15 protein-coding genes are annotated in these 19,297 nt (G+C 72.2%); 6 read left to right on the top strand and 9 right to left on the bottom strand.

Annotated features, from left to right (window positions below):
- Window positions 1–458: 458 nt before the first annotated feature.
- Window positions 459–1,316 (top strand): NAD(P)H-binding protein, encoded by an 858-nt coding sequence (locus tag AC07EQ_RS42190; protein ID WP_478393399.1) that lies wholly within the window; start codon window positions 459–461, stop codon window positions 1,314–1,316.
- Window positions 1,317–1,350: 34 nt separating this feature from the next.
- Here the strand turns inward: AC07EQ_RS42190 and AC07EQ_RS42185 are convergent, their stop codons facing one another.
- The gene (locus AC07EQ_RS42185; RefSeq protein WP_478393398.1) at window positions 1,351–2,511 is read right to left on the bottom strand and encodes a trans-sulfuration enzyme family protein; all 1,161 of its coding nucleotides are present in this window, start codon (window positions 2,509–2,511) and stop codon (window positions 1,351–1,353) included.
- A 91-nt stretch (window positions 2,512–2,602) separates the two neighbouring features.
- Here AC07EQ_RS42185 and AC07EQ_RS42180 point away from each other — a divergent pair, with 91 nt between their 5' ends.
- Entirely contained in the window at window positions 2,603–4,012 is a 1,410-nt protein-coding gene (locus tag AC07EQ_RS42180; protein WP_478393397.1) for an aminotransferase-like domain-containing protein, read from the top strand.
- Here AC07EQ_RS42180 and AC07EQ_RS42175 read toward each other — a convergent pair.
- From AC07EQ_RS42175 to AC07EQ_RS42155, 5 genes are all read right to left on the bottom strand, one after another.
- Window positions 3,964–5,493, bottom strand: coding sequence for an ArnT family glycosyltransferase (locus AC07EQ_RS42175; RefSeq protein ID WP_478393396.1), 1,530 nt, complete (start codon window positions 5,491–5,493; stop codon window positions 3,964–3,966). The two genes, AC07EQ_RS42180 and AC07EQ_RS42175, sit on opposite strands and share 49 nt — an antisense overlap.
- Before the next feature lie 232 nt (window positions 5,494–5,725).
- Window positions 5,726–6,943 (bottom strand): hypothetical protein, encoded by a 1,218-nt coding sequence (locus AC07EQ_RS42170; RefSeq protein ID WP_478393395.1) that lies wholly within the window; start codon window positions 6,941–6,943, stop codon window positions 5,726–5,728.
- Window positions 6,940–7,665 carry an ABC transporter ATP-binding protein gene (locus tag AC07EQ_RS42165; protein WP_478393394.1) on the bottom strand — a complete coding sequence of 242 codons (726 nt, stop codon included), beginning with the start codon at window positions 7,663–7,665 and terminating at the stop codon, window positions 6,940–6,942. The genes AC07EQ_RS42170 and AC07EQ_RS42165 overlap by 4 nt, the downstream gene beginning before the upstream one ends.
- Window positions 7,666–7,668: 3 nt before the next feature.
- Window positions 7,669–8,472 (bottom strand): anti-sigma factor family protein, encoded by an 804-nt coding sequence (locus AC07EQ_RS42160; protein WP_478393393.1) that lies wholly within the window; start codon window positions 8,470–8,472, stop codon window positions 7,669–7,671.
- Window positions 8,469–9,008, bottom strand: a complete 540-nt coding sequence (locus AC07EQ_RS42155; protein ID WP_478393392.1) for an RNA polymerase sigma factor — start codon at window positions 9,006–9,008, stop codon at window positions 8,469–8,471. The genes AC07EQ_RS42160 and AC07EQ_RS42155 overlap by 4 nt, the downstream gene beginning before the upstream one ends.
- A gap of 219 nt (window positions 9,009–9,227) precedes the next feature.
- Here AC07EQ_RS42155 and AC07EQ_RS42150 point away from each other — a divergent pair, with 219 nt between their 5' ends.
- From AC07EQ_RS42150 to AC07EQ_RS42135, 4 genes are all read left to right on the top strand, one after another.
- Window positions 9,228–10,733 carry a cytochrome ubiquinol oxidase subunit I gene (locus tag AC07EQ_RS42150; RefSeq protein ID WP_478393391.1) on the top strand — a complete coding sequence of 502 codons (1,506 nt, stop codon included), beginning with the start codon at window positions 9,228–9,230 and terminating at the stop codon, window positions 10,731–10,733.
- 15 nt (window positions 10,734–10,748) lie between these two features.
- Complete coding sequence (gene cydB, locus AC07EQ_RS42145; RefSeq protein WP_478393390.1) at window positions 10,749–11,762, top strand: cytochrome d ubiquinol oxidase subunit II; 1,014 nt, start codon at window positions 10,749–10,751, stop codon at window positions 11,760–11,762.
- Between the two features lie 245 nt (window positions 11,763–12,007).
- On the top strand, window positions 12,008–15,496 hold the full coding sequence (cydD, locus tag AC07EQ_RS42140) for a thiol reductant ABC exporter subunit CydD (RefSeq protein WP_478393389.1): 3,489 nt from the start codon (window positions 12,008–12,010) through the stop codon (window positions 15,494–15,496).
- A 381-nt stretch (window positions 15,497–15,877) separates the two neighbouring features.
- Entirely contained in the window at window positions 15,878–17,035 is a 1,158-nt protein-coding gene (locus AC07EQ_RS42135) for a GAF domain-containing sensor histidine kinase (RefSeq protein WP_478393388.1), read from the top strand.
- A gap of 250 nt (window positions 17,036–17,285) precedes the next feature.
- On the opposite strand, the gene AC07EQ_RS42130 is transcribed toward AC07EQ_RS42135, so the two are convergent.
- From AC07EQ_RS42130 to AC07EQ_RS42120, 3 genes are all read right to left on the bottom strand, one after another.
- On the bottom strand, window positions 17,286–17,927 hold the full coding sequence (locus AC07EQ_RS42130) for a response regulator (protein WP_165967919.1): 642 nt from the start codon (window positions 17,925–17,927) through the stop codon (window positions 17,286–17,288).
- Between the two features lie 70 nt (window positions 17,928–17,997).
- Window positions 17,998–18,510 (bottom strand): DoxX family protein, encoded by a 513-nt coding sequence (locus AC07EQ_RS42125; RefSeq protein WP_478393387.1) that lies wholly within the window; start codon window positions 18,508–18,510, stop codon window positions 17,998–18,000.
- A gap of 104 nt (window positions 18,511–18,614) precedes the next feature.
- Window positions 18,615–19,226: a macro domain-containing protein gene (locus AC07EQ_RS42120; RefSeq protein ID WP_478393386.1), complete on the bottom strand. Its 612-nt coding sequence runs from the start codon at window positions 19,224–19,226 to the stop codon at window positions 18,615–18,617.
- Window positions 19,227–19,297 lie beyond the last annotated feature (71 nt).

Genomic DNA, 19,297 nt, shown 5'->3' with positions numbered 1-19,297 from the left:
GCCGACAGATCGAAACCAAGACAACCCACAGGCGTCAGCGCGAAACCGAGTCAGACGCCCCGGACGATCACCACCCACATCATCACTGCGCGAAAACGGCGCCCCGCGTTCCAGGCGGGCACGCCTCTGCCCGCGCCGCATCGTGGAACTCGAGCGCTGCGAACCGCGTCGGTCGGGCTCCAATTTTGCCTAAAACTGGGAACTCCTCCGCGGCGGTTGGGCGGAATTCCAATTTTGCCTGAAATTGGCGTCCGGTTTTTCGGTCGCGGCTGGTCAACGGGTGTTTCCGGCGCCGAAACCGGGGCCTTTAGATGATCTTGATCAGGTAGAGTTTTTGCAGGTCAGGGGCGTATGCGAACGTCGTGTTCATGTTTGCTTCCAGGGTGATCGCCCGGGTAGAGATGGAGCGTCGTCGAGCGCTCGACGCCCTCCCCGCAAGCAATCGTCGAGAGGACGTCATGACCATCCTGATCACCGGTGCGACCGGGAACGTCGGCCGCAACGTGCTGCGACTGGTGGCAGCGGAGGGCGAGCAGGTGCGTGCGCTGACCCGCGATCCGCGCGCCGAGTTCCCCGCCGGGGTGCAGGCCGCCCTGGGCGACCTCGCCGCGCCGGACACCCTCGACGCCGCGCTCCGCGGCGTCGACCGGCTCTTCCTGTTCCCCGTGCCGCAGACCGCGCGCGACGTGGTCGACGCCGCGAAGCGGGCCGGGGTGCGGCGCATCGTGGTGCTGTCCTCCGGCGCCGTGACCGGCGGTTTCGACACCGACTTCCACCTGCCGGTCGAGCGGGCCGTGCAGGATTCCGGCCTGGAGTGGACGCACGTCCGGCCCGGCGAGTTCGCGATGAACAAGCTGGCGCTGTGGGGCCCGTCGATCCGGGCCGAGGGCGTGGTGCGCGATCCGAACCCGGACGTCGCCTGGTACCCGACGCACGAACTGGACATCGCCGAGGTCGCCGCCGCCGCGCTGCTGTCGGACGGGCACGCGGGCCGGGCCTACGACGTGAACGGCCCGGACCTGCTCACCTACCGCGAGCAGGTCCGGGCGATCGGGGACGCCATCGGCCGCGAGATCCGCTTCGAGGTGATCGGCCGGGAGCGGGCGCGGGAGCTGTACCTCGCGCAGGGCGGGTTCGCGGCGGCGAACGCGGACTTCCTGCTCGGCTTCGAGGACTACTCCGGAGCGGAGCAGGATCCGGCGGAGGCCGCGGAGTTCGACGCGAGCTCGGCGCCGCCGACGGCCGAGCCGGTCACCGGCCGGGCCCGCGGCTTCGCCGAGTGGGCCCGCGACCACGCCGCCGACTTCCGCCCGTGACCCGGGGGCGTCCCGCACCTGCTGCGGGACGCCCTCACCTGGGCAGGGCCTGGTCGAAGTCGGCCCAGATGTCGTCGGGGTCTTCGATGCCGATCGAGACGCGGAGGACGCCTTCGCCGATGCCGACCGCGCGCAGCTGCTCGTCGGTGAGCTGGCGGTGCGAGGTGCTGGCCGGGTGCAGCACCAGCGTCTCGACGCCGCCCAGCGACGGGCCGAGCGATGCCAGCCGGATCGCCTGCACGAAGGCCAGCCCGGCCGCCCTGCTGCCCAGGTCGAAGGTCAGCACGCCGCCGTTGCCGGTCAGCAGCTTCCGCGCCAGCTCGTGGCCGGGGTGCGACGGCAGTCCCGGGTAGTGCACGGCGCGCACCGTCGCGTGCTCGGCGAGCCGTTCGGCGATGAACTGGGCGCTCGCGCAGTGCTGGCGCATCCGCAGCGCGAGGGTCTGCACGCCGCGCAGCGTCAGCCATGCCGCGAAGGGATCCGCCGACGCGCCGATCTCCACCAGCTCCGGCCACAGCTCGCGGTGCAGGTCGGCGTCCGCGAACACCGCGACCCCGCCCAGCACGTCGGAGTGGCCGCCGAGGTACTTCGTCGTCGAGTGCACGACGACGTCCGCGCCTTGCTCGATCGGGCGGCACAGCAGCGGGGTGGCGAAGGTGTTGTCCACGACGTTGATCAGGCCCGCCTCGCGGCCCACCGCGAACATCCCGGGCAGGTCGGCGACCTCCACCATCGGGTTCGAGATCGTCTCGGCGTAGAGCAGCTTGGTGTTCGGCCGCAGCGCCTGCCGCGCCTCCGCCGGGCCCGACGCGTAGCTGACCTCGATTCCCCAGCGGTGCGCGAGGTTCTCGAAGGACGCGAACGTGCCGCCGTAGAGGCTGCGCTGGGCGATCACGTGGTCGCCGCTGCTCAGCAGCGTCAGCAGCACCGAGTTGATCGCGCCCATGCCGGAGCCGGTCGCGAAGCCGGCCTGCCCGCCCTCCAGCTCGGCGACGGTGGCCTCCAGCGCCCGCACGGTCGGGTTGCCCATCCGCGAGTAGACCGGCGCGCCGTCCGGGTTCACCATGCCGTCGGCGAAGACGGCGGGATCGGCGAAGGCGAAGCCGGAGGTCTGGTAGAGCGGCACGGTCAGCGGCCGCCCCTCGGGGGCTTCCGGGGTCTTGACGTGGACGCAGCGGGTGTTCAAGTGGGTCATGGGAACAAGGCTTCCCGCGGCAGCGGTCCGCGGGAAGCGCCAATGCGGGTAGATTGGCTCCTCGATGGAACCAATTTCGCTGGATCGCGTCGTGGGATTGCTCGGCCGCTGGTCCGCGCAGCGCGGCGCGCTGCACGAGCTGCTCGCGGGGCGGCTGCGGCAGCTGATCGAAGACGGCAGCCTGCCGCCGGACACCGTGCTGCCGCCCGACCGCGCGCTCGCCGGCGCGCTCGCGGTCGGCCGCAACACCGTCGTGGCCGCCTACCGGACGCTCCGCGAGGAAGGGCGGCTCGAACGCCGCCAGGGCAGCGGCACCCGGGTCACGTCGGCATGGCTCACCGCCGCGCGCACCGCCGCCGTCGAGTCGGTCGGGCCGATGTACCTGCACCTGCTCGAACCCGCGGACGGCGCGATCCAGCTGACCTGCGCGAGCCCGCTGCTGCCGCCACCGGAACTCGCCGAGTTGCTGCCCGCGGTGACCGGCCGGCTCGCCGCCACCGGCCCCGACATGGGCTACCACCCGGCCGGCGTCCCCGAGCTGCGGCAGGCGATCGCCGACCGCTACGCGCAGCGCGGCGTGCCGACCCGCGCCGAGCAGGTCCTCGTCGTGAACGGGGCGCAGCAAGCCCTTTCGCTGCTGATCAGGCTGCTCGTGGCGCCCGGCGACGAGGTGCTGCTCGCCGCCCCGACCTATCCGGGATCGTTCGAGCTGTCGCAGGAGGCCGGCGCCCGGATCCGCGCTGTCCGCGCCGACGACGGGCTGGACCTGGCTGGTTACCTGCGCGCGGTGGCGGATCGTCCGGCACTGGCGTACGTGATCTCCGCCTTCCACAACCCGACCGGCGAACTGCTGCCGTCGTTGCAGCGCCGCCGACTGGCGGAGACCTGCGAGCGGCACGGCGTCCCGCTGATCGACGACGAGGTGCTGGCCGAGCTCGACCTCGACGACGCGGCCCCGGAGCCGCTGGGCGGCGCGGCGGTCATCAACGTGGGATCGCTGAGCAAGCTGGTCTGGGGCGGCCTGCGGGTCGGCTGGGTGCGCGCGCCCGAGCCGCTGATCACGAGGCTGGCGCGGCTGCGGGCGGTGCACGATCTCGGAGGCCCGGTGCTGGACCAGTGGCTGGCCGCCGCGCTGCTGCCGCGGCTGGACGAGGTGCGCGAGCGGCGGATCGCCGAACTCCGCGCCCGGCGCGACCGCCTCTGCGCCGAACTCGACGCGAACCTGCCGTGGACGTTCCGGGTGCCTGCGGGCGGGCAGACGTTGTGGGCCACGCTGCCCTACGGCGACGCGAGCGCCTTCGCCCAGCACGCGCTGCGGTTCGGCGTCGCGGTGCTGCCAGGTCAGTCGCTGGATCCGCAGCTGCGCAGCGAACGCTGCCTGCGCATCCCGTTCCACTACCCGCCGGACGAGCTCGCCGAGGCGGTGCGCCGGATGGCGGAGGCGTGGCGTTCCTACGACGGCACGGCCGCGGTCGCCGCGGTGAACGCGCTGGTCGTCTGAGCGCCGGGGAGTTCGGTGCCGCTGCCGGTGGTGCCGTCGAAGATGCCCATGCGCTGGAACTGCGGCCACAGCTCGGCCCACGGCCGCCGCGGCCCGCTGGCGAGCCAGATCGTGGTGCCCTCGTAGTAGGTGTCGATCCGGGTGTCCACTGTGGTCATCGGGCGGACGTCGCGGAAGGACCGGAGCAGGTATTCGCGGGTGCCGCCCAGGTACACCACGTGCTCGGTGTCCTCCGGCGGGCGGCCGAGGTACCAGAAGCCCCGGCTTCCGCTGTACGCCTCGGGAATCCCGGCCGCGCTTCCGTAGTGGTGCAGGGCGCCGGCCGACCAGTAGTCGTGGGTGATGACGGCGGTCCGCGGGGGAGCGCGGTGGTAGGCGTCGGCCACGGCCGAGGTCAGCTGCGGCCAGCCGATGCTGCCCCGGCCGAACGTGTCGAACCGCTGGATCGACGACACCGGGAGCACCGGCAACGCGGCCAGCGCCAGGCAAGCGGAGACCGCGAAAGCCGTGCCGGTGAGCCGGCCCGGGAACTTCGGTGCCTCCACTGCGGCAACGGCGTAGAGCAGGCCGAACAGGCCCGCGACGTAGTAGGGGCGGCCATCCGCGAGGAGGAAGATCGCCGTGGTTCCGACGGCTGCCCAGCCCAGGTAGCGGTACGGGCGCAGGTTCGGCGAGCGCAGGAGCCGCCAGGAGCCGTAGCAGACCGCGGCCGCTCCGACGAGGCCCGCGCAGGCGACGGCCGTCGGGAGGAACAGCCAGCCGTACCAGTTCTCGGCGGCGATCGCGGCGGGCATGCGCAGCTGCGGCCAGCCGTGGGCGTGCTGCCAGAGCAGCGTCGGAACCGTGGTGAGCACGGCGAAACCCGCCCCGCACCAGAGCATCGGGCGGCGCAGCAGCTCGCGCGGGCCGGTCGCGAGGGCGGCGACGCCGACGCAGAGCCACCACACCGGGATCAGGAACTTGACCTGCAGTGCGACCGCGGTGATCACGCCCGCCCACAGCAGCAGGTGATCCCGGCGGCGGCGCGTCCAGCGCACCACCAGCCAGCCGATCACCGTCCACAGGAACGGATCGAACGACCAGGTCGCGAGCAGGTGCCCGGCGCTGGCGAACTGCACGGTGACCGCCCAGGCCCCGGCGGCGAGCACCTGCGCGCGGCGGTCGCCGCCCAGCTCGCGTGCGATCAGCGCCGTCACGACGACTCCGGCGGCGGTCGCCAGCATCGGCGGCATGCGCAGCGCCACCAGCGAATCGGGGAACAAGGTGTCTAAAGTGGACGCTATCAGCGGGATCAGCGGCGGCTGGTCGGCGTAGCCCCAGGCGAGGTGGTGCCCCGCCGCGATGAAGTAGAGCTCGTCGGCGAAGTAGCCGTAACGCGGGCTGGTCAGCAGCAACGCGATCGCGACGGCCGCGGCGATCAGCAGAACCGGTCGCACCGCCGGCGGGAACAACGGATCCCGTGCGATTCCCTTCGGCTGCATGGCTTTTCCGGGATGGGTCAACGTCACCGACAGGCCCCTTTCCAGGCGTGCGGAGGCACCGGCCGGAATCGGGTGTTCTCCGGCCGATCAGAATCGGTTTTTCGCGATTTCGCCGGGCTGCTCCGGCCGAAACCTCGTTGGGGTTCGGTTTGGGCTGGTCAGCCCCCGTGCGTGTTTTGTGCTGCTATAGCGACACAACACGTGCACGGGTGCCTACCAGGCGAAACGTTCGCTATTCCAGCAGCGCCCACGTCGCATCGGTGTCGCAATCGACGCGTGCCGCGTAATAGGCGGTCATCCATTCACGATCCGGGATCCTGCCGTTCCCGAGCAGTCGCTTCGCGCCTTCCACGTCGTCGACCAGCCAGGCGCCGGCGACCGAGACAGCCCGGTAGAAGGGTTCGCCGTCGCAGGTCGGGACCGTGCTGACCAACATGTTCGCCAGCCATTCGCGCTCTTGCGCGGGATCCGCGAGCCGCCCGGTGACGGTCGTGTTGTGCAGGTACGAGGGCTGGTCCGGGTTCGCCGCGCTTCTGAACCGCACCTCCTCCGGCGCACCTGGGATACCGCCGAGCTTCTCCAGCATCGGCTGGCCGAACTCGGCGAGCTCGTCGAGCACGTGCTCCTCGTAGCGCGCGACGCAGATCGTCGGCCCGCGCGTCGTGCACACCTCCTGCATCGCCACCGGATCGGCGACCACCTGCCGCCCCAGCGGGATCGACGCGAGCAGCAGTGTCAGCGCCGCGACGAGAGCCGCCGGCACCAGCACGAGCCACCGCGGATGCGAGACGGCCAGGACGAGGAAAGTCGCTGCGATCCCCGCGAACCACATCGCCTGCAGCGTGCTCGACGGCACCGAGTACATCTCCCCGTCGGGAACCTGTGCGGAGAGAAGGATCGTGAACAGTGCGTCGTACCCCGACATCCAACTCGCCCAGCTGGCCGCCGTGTACACCAGAAGTGCCAACGCCGGGGTCAGCAGGACGATCAGCCGCCACCGGACGAGCCTGCCCAGCACCATGCCGAATGCGGCTGCTGCGCCGTGCGCGGGGACGCAGACCAGCAGCGCCGCGATCCAGTCGGTACCGCTACCGGTGGCGATCGGGAAGACGAAGATCGCCGCGATACCCCACGCCGTCGCGATGCCGAGCACCGCGCCAAGCGTGAGTGCCACCCACGACACGAGGAACGGCTGCCAACTCGGCCGCGGCACCGTTGCCAGGAGTTCCTCGGTGCCCCGCCGGACCTCCCTGCCCGCGGCCCATGCGCCGGCGGTCGCCGCCAGCGGCCAGGTGAAGATCTGATCGGCGCGGACGACCAAGGCGAGATCGTTCCAGCTACCCGCCCACCACGGTTGCAGGAACAGCGACGTGACCAGCGATATCAGCACCACCGTCGCGAGCGGGCCGGCGGTGCCGCGGTAGAACTCGTTCCGGAAGCCCTTGTTCATGCCGCACCCGCCCGGCTCGTGCCCAGCACCCGGCGGTAGCCGTCCGCCAGATCGCCGCCGTCGGCCAGCTCCGCCGGCATCCCCTGGAAGACCGGCCGGCCCGCGTCCAGCACCAGCACCTGATCGCACGCCTGCGCATCGCCCATGAGGTGCGTGGCGAGCACGACGCACCGATCCTGCCCGAGTTCGCGCAGCAGCTCGCGGAATTCGTCCTGCTGCTCGGGATCGAGCCCGGCGGTCGGCTCATCGAGCAGCAGGAGCCCGGGATCGTTGACGATGGCCTGCGCGATGCCGACGCGGCGCCGCATCCCGCCGGAGAGGCGCTTCAGCTTCTCGTCGGCGCGGTCGCCGAGCCCGACGCGCCGCAGCGCCCGGTCCACGGCCGGCATCAGCTCCGCGGCCGGGACCTCCTTCAACCACCCGAAGTGCTCCACGAACTCGCGCGCGGTGAACCTCGGGTACCAGCCGAACTCCTGCGGCAGGTAGCCGATTGCGCGCCGCAGCGGGCGCAGGTCGGCGCCGGCCGGCGGGCGGCCGAGCAGCCGGACCGAGCCGCCGGAGGGCGCGGTCAGCGTGGCCAGCACCCGGATCAGCGTCGACTTCCCGGCGCCGTTGGGCCCGAGCAGGCCGTGCACGCCGGTGCCGAAGTCCGCGGTGATCGCGTCGAGCGCGCGGCGGCGGCCGAATCGCACGGCCAGGTCCTGGATCTCGATGGCGGTCACGGTTCAGCTCCTCGAGGTGTGCTGGAAGTTCGTGCGGCGGAGGTAGAGCACTGCGGCGGACAGGACGATCAGCGACGACCACAGCAGCGGCAGCGGCCGGTCGAGCAGCACCGGCACCTGGTCGCCGACCAGCGGGCCACCGGCGAGCACCAGCCAGGCGGTGGCGACCGCGGCCGCCACCGGTTCGAGCCGGAACCGCGAACCGAGCGCCAGGGTCAGGCCGGTCAGCGCCAGGCACGGCAGCAGCCAGCCGACGATCGACGTCCGGCCCGTGATCGCGCCGATCACCGCGCTCGCCGGCACGGTGGTGAGCAGGATCGACAGCGTGCGCCAGAGGACCAGCGGCAGCCCGCCCAGCGCGGTGCCCGTGGTGATCTCGTAGGCCGGGTCGCCCAGCCTGCCGAAGCACAGCGCAACGCCGGCGACGGGCAGGATCGGCGCGATCAGCAGCAGCGCGGATCCGTGCTGCGACCACCACCCGCCGGGTTCTTCGATGCTGAGCAGGTCCATCCCGATGGCGCAGGCCAGCGCGAGGAGGACGGCGAACAGCCAGGCGCCGCGCACTGCGGGGGCGGCGTTGAGCAGCACCCGCAGCCGGCGCCACCGGCTCGGCCGGGGGAACTGCGGGGGGAGCGTGACGAGGCCGGCCTGCGCCTGCAACACCACCGGATCGCCGGACGCCGCGTCGTTGATCAGCCGTCGGCAGGCGGCGCAGTCGAGGGCGTGGTCCTCCACCTCGTCCGCCTCCGGCAGCAGACCCGCGGCGTAGGCACGCAGGGTGGACGCGGGGAAGTGCTCGTGCGTCATGCGAGTGCCTCCTTCAGGATGTGGCGGGCTTTGCGCGCGCGGGTCTTGACCGTGCCCTCGGGAATTCCGAGCAGCTCGGAGGTCTCCCGCACGGTCCGGCCGTCGAGCACGGTGGCCTGCAGGACCGCCCGGAGCTCGGGGGAGAGCCGGTGCAGGGCGCCGGCCAGCTCGGGGCTGAAGGCCCGGGCCAGCACCTCGTCCTCCGCGGATTCCGCGATGATCGCCGAATCGACCGGCTCTCCGACGGGCTGGATGCGGACGTTGCGGCGGCGGTGCGCGTCGATCAGCCGGCTCGTCGCGATGGTCCACAGCCAGCCGGCGGCGCTGCGCGACGGGTCGAATCCGGCCGCCGAGCGCCACGCCGTCAGGAAGCAGTCCTGCAGCACCTCGGCGGCCAGTTCGGGATCGCCGCAGCGGCGGCGCAGCCGGACCGCCAGCCAGCCCGCGTTGCGCTCGTAGAGCTCGCCGAAGGCGGCCCGGTCGCCGCGTGCGACCCGCCTGAGCAACCGCTCGTCTTCCCGCTCTTGATCGCGCACACACCTCTAGACGCACGGACGGCCGGAACGGTTTTCAGTCGGCGTGTTCACGCAGAGGTCTTCCGTGTCGCCGGATCGCTTGATAAAAGTAATCGATCCGGTGATTTCGGCTGCTCTGCGTGACCGGGACCAAGGTCCCGTCCAGGACAGGACTCTCGACCGGGCGAGATAGGGCCCTTGCCTCTGCGCATTCGCAGTACAGGGCGGCAGGGTGGAGTCGTGGATCTGCTCGACATCGCCCGATGGCAGTTCGGGATCACTACCGTCTACCACTTCCTGATGGTGCCGCTGACCATCGGGCTGGCGATCCTGGTCGCCGGCATGCAGACCGCTTGGTACCGCACCGGCAAGCAGCGCTACCTGAAGATGACCAAGTTCTGGGGCAAGTTGATGCTGATCAACTTCGCCATGGGCGTGGTCACCGGCATCGTGCAGGAGTTCCAGTTCGGCATGGCCTGGAGCTCCTTCTCGCGCTTCGTCGGCGACGTCTTCGGCGCGCCGCTGGCCATGGAGGGCCTGCTCGCGTTCTTCGTCGAGTCGACCTTCCTCGGCTTGTGGATCTTCGGCTGGGACCGGCTGTCCAAGGGCGTGCACCTGGCCTGCGCCTGGGCGTTCTCGCTGGCCACCGTGCTGTCCGCGTACTTCATCCTGGCCGCCAACTCGTGGATGCAGCACCCGGTCGGCATCGAGATGGTCGACGGCCGGCCCCGGCTGACCTCGATCTGGGAGGTGCTGGCCAACAACACCTTGCTCGCCGCGTTCCCGCACACCGTGTTCGGCTGCTTCGCGGTCGCCGGCTCGTTCCTGATCGGCATCGCCGCCTGGCAGATCGCCCGCCACCACCGCAAGTCGGACGTGGACGACGAGGACCGCCGCGCCTGGCACGGCTCGCTGCGGCTGGGCGCGTGGGTCGCGGTGATCGCCTTCGCCGGGCTGGCGATCTCCGGTGACATCCAGGGCAAGCTGATGTTCCAGCAGCAGCCCATGAAGATGGCGTCCGCGGAGGCGCTGTGCCACAGCGAGGCACCCGCCAGCTTCTCGATCTTCGCGATCGGCGACGTCAGCCGGCCCGACTGCGAGAACGTCAAGAGCATCACGGTGCCCTACATCCTGTCCTACCTCGCCGAAGGCGACTTCTCCAGCGAGGTCAAGGGCGTGCAGGCGCTGATCCCGGAGTACCAGGCCAAGTACGGCACGCACTACCCGGACGACCCGCGGCTGGGCTCGTTCGCCGGGCAGCCGATCGACTACACGCCGAACCTGCCGGTGACCTACTGGGGCTTCCGGTTCATGATCGGCTTCGGCGGCGTGGCCGCGCTGGGTGCGGTGTTCGTGCTCTGGTTGACCCGCAAGCGGCGGTTCCCGCCGGGCAAGTGGTGGGCGCCGCTGGCGGTGCTGAGCATCGCGCTGCCGTTCGTCGGCAACATCGCCGGCTGGGTGTTCACCGAGATGGGCCGCCAGCCGTTCGTGGTGGTGCCCAACCCCGATGCGTCCGGCGTCGACGGCGTGTGGATGTTCACCGCGTCGGCAGTGTCCTCGGGGGTGTCCCCCGGCGAGTTGCTGACCTCGGTGATCGCCCTGACCGCGCTGTACGGGGTGCTCGCGATCGTGGAGATCTTCCTGATCGTCCGCTACGTGCGCGGCGGCTTCGACGGGGTGATGCCGCCGAAACCGCCGGAGGGCGAGGAGAAGTCCGGCGACGAAGCCCTGTCCTTCGCGTACTGAGAGGCTGCACCTGCGATGGATCTGCCCACCTTCTGGTTCTGCGTGATCGCCCTGCTGTGGCTGGGCTACCTGTTCCTGGAGGGCTTCGACTTCGGCGTCGGCATGCTGCTGCCGGTGCTGGGCCGCCGCAACGAGGAACGGCGGGTGCTGATCAACACGATCGGCCCGGTCTGGGACGGCAACGAGGTCTGGTTGATCGTCGCGATCGGCGCGACCTTCGCCGCCTTCCCCGGCTGGTACGCGTCCCTGTTGAGCACGGCCTACCTGCCGCTCCTGGTGCTGCTGCTGGCGCTGATCGGGCGGGGCGTGGCGTTCGAGTACCGCGGCAAGGTGGACACCGCCCGCTGGCGGCGCACCTGGGACGCGGTGATCGTGCTCGCCTCGTGGATCTCGCCGCTGATCGTGGGGCTGGTGCTGTCCGCGAGCGTCTTCGGGCTGCCGCTGGACGCCAACGGCGACCGGGTCGGTGGCTGGTGGACGATCTTCACGCTGCCGAACGTGATCGGCGCGCTCGCGGTGTGCGGGTTCTCGCTGCTGCACGGCGCGGTTTTCCTGTCGCTCAAGACCGAGGGCGAGATCCGGGAGCGGGCGCGGCGGATCGCGCTGATGGCCGGGGTGCCGCTGCTGCTGCCGGTGATCGCGCTGATGGTCATCGCGCAGCTCCGGGAGGGTGAGGCCTGGACCTGGGTGCCGTTGGTGATCGCGCTGGTCGCGGCGCTGACCGGGCTGGCCCGGCTGTACCGGTGGCGGGACGGCCAGGCGTTCGCGCTGCAGGGCGTGGCGCTGGCCGGTGTGGTGGTGACCCTGTTCGGCGCGCTGTGGCCGAACGTGATCCCGTCCACTTTGGACCCGGCTTGGTCGTTGTCCATCGCGGACACCGCGTCCAGCCCGTACACGCTGACGGTGATCACCTGGGTAGGGGCCTTCGGCACCCCGGCGGTGCTGATCTACCAGGGCTGGACGTACTGGGTGTTCCGCAAGCGCATCGGCACCAAGCACATCCCGCCGGTGCACGTGCCCAGTGCCTGACGGTTTCCACTGGTCCGCCGGCTGGTGAAACCAATCCAGCTTTGATCTTTGTCGTTGAAGCGGCGCAGCCGCTTAGCCCACCTAAGCAACTTGCACCGCCGCGGGTTCTCAGAGGTCTTCTCGCGAGGACAGCCCCGATGCCGCTGGTCATACGTAGGTCGGGGATCCCACAGTGAGAAGGCGTCTGAGGTTCCGCCACCCGCACCGCTACGCAAGACGAGCCTGGAAACAGTAGGGAGTTCGTGATGGGTCCGCTCGGAGCTCTGCCCTGGCTCTCGGGGTCGGCCCGGCGCGCGCTCGTCGTGGCCGGGCTGCTCTCCGTCGGCAATGCGGCCGCGCTGATCGTGCAGGCCTGGGCGTTGGGCAGCGCGCTCGCGGCCGTGGTGACCAGCGCCGCCTCGCCGGCGGAGATCGGCGACCACCTCGTGGTGCTCGCCGGCGCGGTGGTGGCGCGGGCCGCGCTGGGCTGGGCTACCGAGTCGGTGTCCGCCCGGGCGGCGGCGGGCGCGAAGGAGGAGCTGCGCGGCCTGCTGCTGGATTCCGCGCTGCGGCGGGGCCCGGAGTGGATCCACCGGCGCGGCCCGGCCGAGCTGACCGCGCTCGCCACCAAGGGCCTCGACGCGCTCGACGCGTACTTCACCAAGTACCTGCCCGCGCTGGTGACCGCCGCGGTGGTGCCACCGCTGGTGGGGGCCTGGATCCTGTTCTCCGACTGGGTTTCCGCGCTGGTCATCGTGATCACCGTGCCGCTGATCCCGCTGTTCGCGTGGCTCGTCGGCAAGTACACCGAGCAGCGCACCTCGCGCGCCGCCGACGCGGTCCAGCGCCTGTCCGGGCAACTGCTGGAGCTGATCCGGGCGCTGCCGGTGCTGACGGCGTTCGGGCGGGCGCGAGCGCAGGGCGAGGTCGTCCGCCGCGTCAGCGACTCGCACCGCCGCACCACGATCGCGACGCTGCGCATCGCCTTCCTCTCCGCGCTGGTCCTGGAGCTGCTGTCGTCGCTGTCGGTGGCGATGGTGGCGGTCGGCATCGGCCTGCGGCTGGTCTCCGGGGACCTCGACCTGGCGACGGGCCTGCTGGTGCTGATCCTCGCGCCGGAGTGCTACCTGCCGCTGCGCGCGGCCGGAGCGGCGCACCACGCGAGCGAAGACGGCGTCGAAGCCGTCCGCCGAGTCGACGAGATCGTGCGGGAGGGTCACCCTGCCGGTGCGGGTGGTCCGCAATTTCCATTGAAATCGAACCTTCAATTTCAATGGAAATTGCGTCACCCCGAACCCGGACCGGACGGTTCCGGGGGACGTGGGACGGCTGAACCCGGTTGTTCGGGTGACGTCGTGCGGGTGGCCGGGTTGCGGGTGCGGCGGCGGGACGGGTTCGCGCCGGACGGCCTGAGCTTCGTGGCACGGCCCGGCGAGATCGTGCGGCTGGAGGGCTTCGACGGGATCGGGCCGAGCGGTAGCGGCAAGTCGACGACGATGTCGGTGCTGCTCGGCTTCGCCGCCCCGGAAAGCGGCACGATCACCTGCGACGGCGTGGACATCGCCGAGCTGGACCCGGCCGAGTGGCGCCGCCGCATCGCGTGGGTGCCGCAGCGCCCGACGTTCACCGGCGGCACCGTCGCCGACGAGCTCACCGTCGCCACCGCCGACCAACCCGACCTGACGGCGCACGTCGGCGAAGCGCTCGCCGACGCGGCCGCCGCCCACCTCCGCGACCGCCGCATCGACGAACTGTCCACAGGGGAGCGTCAACGGGTCGCGGTGGCCCGCGCCCTGCTGAGGCTGCGCGGCGACGCGAAGATCCTGCTGCTCGACGAGCCGACCGCGCACCTGGACGCAGCGACGGCCCACCAGGTCAACGAGGCGGTCCGCCGCGCCGCCGAAGCGGGCGCGACGGTCGTGCTCGCCAGCCACCGCCCGGAGGCGGCCGAAGCCGAACCCGAAGCGGCCACCGCGGCCCTTCCGGCCGCCGCGCCCGACCTGCCGGCGGCGACCGGTCGCATCCGCGACCTGATCACGCCGCGAACGCTCCTCGGCGTCGGCCTCGGCGCGCTCTCGCTGCTCTCCGGCCTCGCGCTGACCGCGACGTCGGCCTGGCTGATCGCCCGCGCTTCGCAGCAGCCGCCGATCCTCACGCTCTCCGTCGCGGTCGTGGGCGTGCGCACCTTCGCGCTGTCGCGCGCGGTGCTCCGCTACGCGGAGCGGCTCGTCACGCATGACGCCGCCTTCCGGCTCTCCGGCCGCCTCCGGCGGCGGCTGTGGGATGCCCTCGTGCGACTCGGGCCGGTGCGCACCGCCGGGCTCCGCCGCGGCGAGGGCGTCGCGCGCCTCGTCGACGATGTCGACTCCGTCCGCGATCTGGAGCCGCGCGTGATCCTCCCGCCGCTGGTCGCGGCGGTCGTCGTGGTCGCTGCGGTGGTGCTCCAGACGCTGGTGCTCCCCGAAGCGGGCGTGGTGCTCGCAGCTGCGCTGCTCGTCGCCTTCGTCGCGAGTCCGCTCGCTGCGCTCGCCGCGGAGCGCCGCGCGACCGCTGCCGTGGCGGAAGGGCGCCGCCGCGTCGCGGCTCGCGTCCTCGCGCTGCTCGACGGCTCGGCGGAACTGATCGCCTTCGGCGCGCACCAGGAGCGTCGCGCCGAACTGGCCGCCGCTGACGAGCGCCTCGCTGCCCGTGCCCGCCGAGCGGCTTTCGGCGCGGGTGCCGCGACGGCCGTGAACACGCTCCTCGTCGGGATCGCGGTGCTCGGCGGAGCGTGGTTCGGGGCGGCGGCGGTGGCCGAAGGCCGGTTGGCGCCGGAGCTGGCCCCGCTGCTCGGGCTGGTTCCGCTCGCCGCGGCGGAAGCCGTCGCGTTGCTGCCGCCCGCTGCGCAGCAGTGGAAGTCGTTGCGCGCAGCGCAAGCGCGTCTGGCGCCGCTGCTGGCGGTCGGCTCGGGCGGTGGATCCGGTGCCGCTGGCCCGGGGCACGGTGCTGCTGATCGGGTGGCGCGGTCCGGTGCAGGGCTGGCCGGTGGTGATGTCCAGCGCCCGGGCTCGGGTGCTGAACCTGGTGATGTCCCTGCGGATGCGGCACGGTCCGGTGTCGAGCTGACCGGCGTCGATGTCCGGTGGCCGGGTTCGGGCGGAATCGCCTTGCGGGGCGCGGACTTGCGGGTGCCCGCCGGTGCGCACGTCGCGGTGGTCGGGCCGTCCGGCGGCGGGAAGTCGACGATCTTGGCGCTGCTGCTGGGATTCCTGGAGGCGGAACGGGGCGACGTGCAGGTGCCGCGGAAGGTCGCGTGGTGCCCGCAGGAGCCACAACTGGTGTCGACGACCGTCCGGGAGAACCTGCGGCTCGCCGCGCCGGAGGCGAACGACCGCGAGCTCGGCGAGGCGCTACGGGTGGCGGGGCTGCCGGGCTGGGAGGAGCGGCTGGACGCGATGGTCGGCAGCGGCGGCACGGCGATGTCGGGCGGCGAGGCGCAGCGCCTCGCGCTGGCCCGGGCCCTGCTGGCCGCGGACGCGGAGCTGGTGCTGCTCGACGAGCCGACCGCGCACCTGGACGTGCCGACCGCGGAGGCACTGCTCGCCCGCCTGCGCCACGCGCTGCGCGACCGCACCGTCATCCACGTGACGCACCGCTGGTCGGAGACCGAACACGCGGACATCGTCCTGCGCGTGGAGGCCGGCGAGATCGCGGTCGTCCGCGAGGCCCAGCGCGAAGGCGCTCCCGTGACCGCCGCGCGAGCTTCGGATCCGTGAGCGCAGTGGGCATTGCAGGGGCTGTTCTGGCTGCGATGGCGCGGAGACGCGGTATCGGCGGACCTCCGTCTTCGACGTGTCGAAGCCGGAGGGCGGTCGCGCGGCGCGGGACGCCGTTTTCGCGCGAAACCGTCGTCCAGCAGGTGTGGAGGGCGCCGTTTTCGCGCGAAACCGTCATCCGGCAGGCGTGGCGAGCGCCGTTTTCGCGCGAAACCGGCGCGCAGAGCAACTTCCCGGACAGCTTCTGCACCAAGCCGGTGCGCGCACGGCTCCGGGCCTGCGGGATCGCCGCGACGGCCGGGCCTGGGCCGCGGATGGGCTGTGACCTGCGTCGTCCGGACCCGCCTTCGCGCTCGCGGGAGCTATAGCCTCGTGCTTGACATGGATTCCACCCTCGCCAAGCGCATGCTGGCGGCGTCCACCGAGATCACCCGGCTGGCGCTGTCCGCCGAAGATCCGGAGGCCGTCCTCCCGCTGGTCGTCCGCCGCGCCGCCGAACTCGCGGAAGCCGACCTCGGCGTCGTCACCGTGCGGGCCGACGACGGCCGCCTGACCGTCGAGGCCGCCTACGGCGCGCCCACCGCTACCGGCCCGCTCGGCGACCCGGTCGGCACCGTCCTCTCGTCGCGTTCGGCCGCGGCGCGGGTCGCCCGCAGCGGCGTGCCGGTCGTCGTCGACGACCTGATCGACGATCCGCTCACCGCCCCTTACGTCCCCGCTGCGCTGCGGGTTTACGGCCCGTTCGCGGTCGCGCCGTTCGGCACCCGCGAGCGGCGGCTCGGCGCGCTCGCCGTGTACCGGCGGCGTGGCGCCAGCACCTTCACCCGGGTCGCGGTGGACGTGCTGACCTCGTTCGCCGCGCAGGCCGGGCTCGCACTGGTGCTCGCGGAGGGCTCCACGGCGCGTCAGCGCATCGCCGTCTACCAGGAGCGGGAGCGCATCGCGCGCGACCTGCACGACGTGATCGTCCAGCGGCTCTACGCCACCGGCGTGCAGCTGGAGGTCCTGGAGCGGCGGCTGTCCGGCCGCCTCGACATCGCCGACGCCGCCCGCCTGTCCGAGACGATGGAGCAGATCGACCAGGCGATCGCCGAGGTCCGCGCCACCGCCCGCACGCTGCGCTCGGCGGACCCGGAGGACTCGGCGCACGCGCCCGCGCTCGACGATTCGATGCGCTCCGAGGTGCAGATCGCCGGGGAACTGCTGGGCCGGCCGCCGCGGTTGGAGATCGAAGGCGACCTCAGCGACGTGCCGGTGCCGGTGGCCGACCACGCCCGGGCCGCGCTCCGCGAAGCGCTGTCCAACGTGGTCCGGCACGCCGGCGCGAAAACCGTGCTGGTGCGGGTGCGGCGCTCGCAATCGGGGCTGTTGCTGCAGGTGGTGGACGACGGCTGCGGAATTCCCCGCGACGTGAGCAAGCGCGGCCTGCGCAACCTCGAAGAGCGCGCGGTCGCGGCGGGCGGCCGCTGCGTGATCACGTCCTCGCCGGACAGCGGCACCACGGTCACCTGGGAGGTACCGCTGACGGCGGCCCCCTGAGGGCGTCAGCGCGCGGCGACTTGAAGTCGGCGAGGAGCGCGTCGAACCAGGCGGTGCGGATTCGCTGGTTGGTCCCGTTCGGCGTCTCGTGATCGGCCGAGACTCGTCGCTCAGCGCTCGGCCGGCGACCTGGAACAGGCCGCGAACCGGCTGTGCCGGTCGAAGGCGAAGCGCTCGAAGCGGGCGGCCGGCAGCTCCACCCGCGAACCGCCGGGCGCGGCCCACAGCCGCGCGTGCTCGCCTTCCGCGGTCAGCTCTGGCCCTGGCGGCGGGCGACCCAGGCCGCGGCCTGGGTGCGGCGCTCCATGCCGAGCTTCGCCAGCACCGAGGTCACGTAGTTCTTCACCGTCTTCTCCGCCAGGAACAGCCGCTCGGCGATCTGCCGGTTCGTCAGCCCCTCGCCGATCAGCTCCAGCACCTTGCGCTCCCGCTCGGTCAGCGCCGCGAGCTCGTCCGGTTCGGGGCTGGTGGACTTGCGCAGCCTGTCCAGCACCCGGCCGGTGGTGACCGGGTCCAGCAGCGACCGCCCGGCCGCGACCTCGCGCACCGCGTTGACCAGGTCCTGCCCGCGCACCTGCTTCAGCAGGTAGCCGGACGCCCCGGCGTTGATCGCGCCGACCAGCGCGCTCTCGTCGTCGAAGGCGGTGAGCACGAGGCAGTACGGCGGCTCGGGCAGGGCGCGCAGCTTGCGGCACAGCTCCAGGCCGTCGCCGTCGGGCAGCCGCATGTCGATGACCGCGACGTCCGGCCCGGTCGCCTGCGCGCGCACCAGGGCTTCGCCGACGCCCCCGGCCTCCGCCACGATCTCCACGTCGTCCTCGGTGTCCAGCAGGTCGCGAAGCCCGCGCCGGACCACCTCATGATCATCGACTAGCAGGACCCTCACTGGCACGCACCCCACGCTACGTACGTGCTCGGCGGGTGGTGAGCTGAGGGTTGCCTGACAAACCGGGAATTCGCGGCTACTTCTTGACCTTCTTCGCGCCCTTGATCGCGCCGACGGTCTGGTGGGTGTGCGCGGAGACCTTGCGCGCGCGGCGCTTCGCCCGGTAGCCGACGGAAGGCTTGCCGCCGGTGTCGACCGCGGTGATCAGCAGCCCGCCGAGCAGCCCGACGTTCTTGAGGAAGTGGATCTGCTGGTTGGTGCGTTCCTGCGGGTCGTCGATCTCCCAGAACGCGTGCGCGGCCAGCGTCGTGGGCACGACGCTCCCGGCGAGCAGCAGCGCGGCCAGCCGGGGGAACCTGCCGATCGCCAGCAGGGTCCCGGCGCCGATCTTCACCGCCCCGTCGATGCGCACCAGCGTTTCCGGATCGGTCGGGAACTGCTCGGGAAGCGAGTCCTTGAGCGGTGCCGTCGTCTTCTCCAACAGCGGCGCGGCGGCCTTCGCGTGGCTCGGCGCATCGCGCAACGCCCCGATCCCGCCGTAGATGAAGATCGCGGCGAGCATCGGCCGGGCCAAACGGCGAATGAGCATCTGGGACCTCCTGGGTGGTCGGCCGGTGCGCCCGACGGTACTCACTCGGATCCGGGTCCGCCCGCTCGTCCGCACCGCCGGGCGAACCGCGCGGGAGTGGCTCGTCAGAGCTGCTCGACGCGGGCGAAGACCTCGTCCCACGCCGCGGCGACCTGCCGCGCGCACAGCTCCGGCGACACCCCGCCGACGCCGGTGCCCAGCCCGGGCATCGCGACGGACCGGGCCACGTGCCGGACCGGCGTGCCGTTCTCCAGCACCCCGCTCGCCAAGAGCCGCAGCACGGCCCTCGCCGCGAGGTACGGGTGCACCGTGTCGGCGGGCAGCCGCTCGCCGGGTTCCCGCATGGTGGGAGCGCTGATCAGCCAGATCGGGTTCGGGGCGCCGGTGGGCACCAGCAACGCCTCGCCGACCGGCAGCTCGCCGCCGTGGTAGGCCAGCACCGCGCTGCGGACCTGCTCCTCCACATCGGGGAAGGTGCGGGCGTACACCGCGTCGATGCCGCCGCGCATCCAGCCGTAGGAGTTCGCCGGGCTCACCACCGCGTCGACCTGCAGGTCGAGGACCGATCCCTGGTGAACGGAGAGGCCGGCTCGGCTGTCGGCGATGTCGTGCCAGGCGGCGGCCAGCGGCTCGTCCAGCGCGCAGAGGACGAGCTGCAGCTCCGGCTTCGCTCCATCCGCTGAGCGCCCCGAATCTGCGGTCACGCCCCACAGCATCGCAGGAATGCGCGGCGCGGTGGCATCGGGTAGGTCACACCTGGCGCCGATTCGCCGCGCGCCAGCCCGCC

This window comes from Saccharopolyspora sp. NPDC045839, from assembly GCF_056431645.1.
The sequence above is the reverse complement of the archived record's forward strand: the minus strand, read 5'-3'. Positions and strand labels throughout refer to the sequence as shown.

Excerpts from the sequence above, each read along its gene's own strand:
- AC07EQ_RS42160 (WP_478393393.1), bottom strand. The coding sequence starts at position 8,472 with ATGACGCACGAGCACTTCCCCGCGTCCACCCTGCGTGCCTACGCCGCG.
- AC07EQ_RS42135 (WP_478393388.1), top strand. The coding sequence starts at position 15,878 with ATGGATTCCACCCTCGCCAAGCGCATGCTGGCGGCGTCCACCGAGATC.
- AC07EQ_RS42120 (WP_478393386.1), bottom strand. The coding sequence starts at position 19,226 with ATGCTGTGGGGCGTGACCGCAGATTCGGGGCGCTCAGCGGATGGAGCG.
- AC07EQ_RS42185 (WP_478393398.1), bottom strand. The coding sequence starts at position 2,511 with ATGACCCACTTGAACACCCGCTGCGTCCACGTCAAGACCCCGGAAGCC.
- AC07EQ_RS42175 (WP_478393396.1), bottom strand. The coding sequence starts at position 5,493 with ATGCAGCCGAAGGGAATCGCACGGGATCCGTTGTTCCCGCCGGCGGTG.
- AC07EQ_RS42190 (WP_478393399.1), top strand. The coding sequence starts at position 459 with ATGACCATCCTGATCACCGGTGCGACCGGGAACGTCGGCCGCAACGTG.
- cydD (WP_478393389.1), top strand. The coding sequence starts at position 12,008 with ATGGGTCCGCTCGGAGCTCTGCCCTGGCTCTCGGGGTCGGCCCGGCGC.
- cydB (WP_478393390.1), top strand. The coding sequence starts at position 10,749 with ATGGATCTGCCCACCTTCTGGTTCTGCGTGATCGCCCTGCTGTGGCTG.
- AC07EQ_RS42170 (WP_478393395.1), bottom strand. The coding sequence starts at position 6,943 with ATGAACAAGGGCTTCCGGAACGAGTTCTACCGCGGCACCGCCGGCCCG.
- AC07EQ_RS42125 (WP_478393387.1), bottom strand. The coding sequence starts at position 18,510 with ATGCTCATTCGCCGTTTGGCCCGGCCGATGCTCGCCGCGATCTTCATC.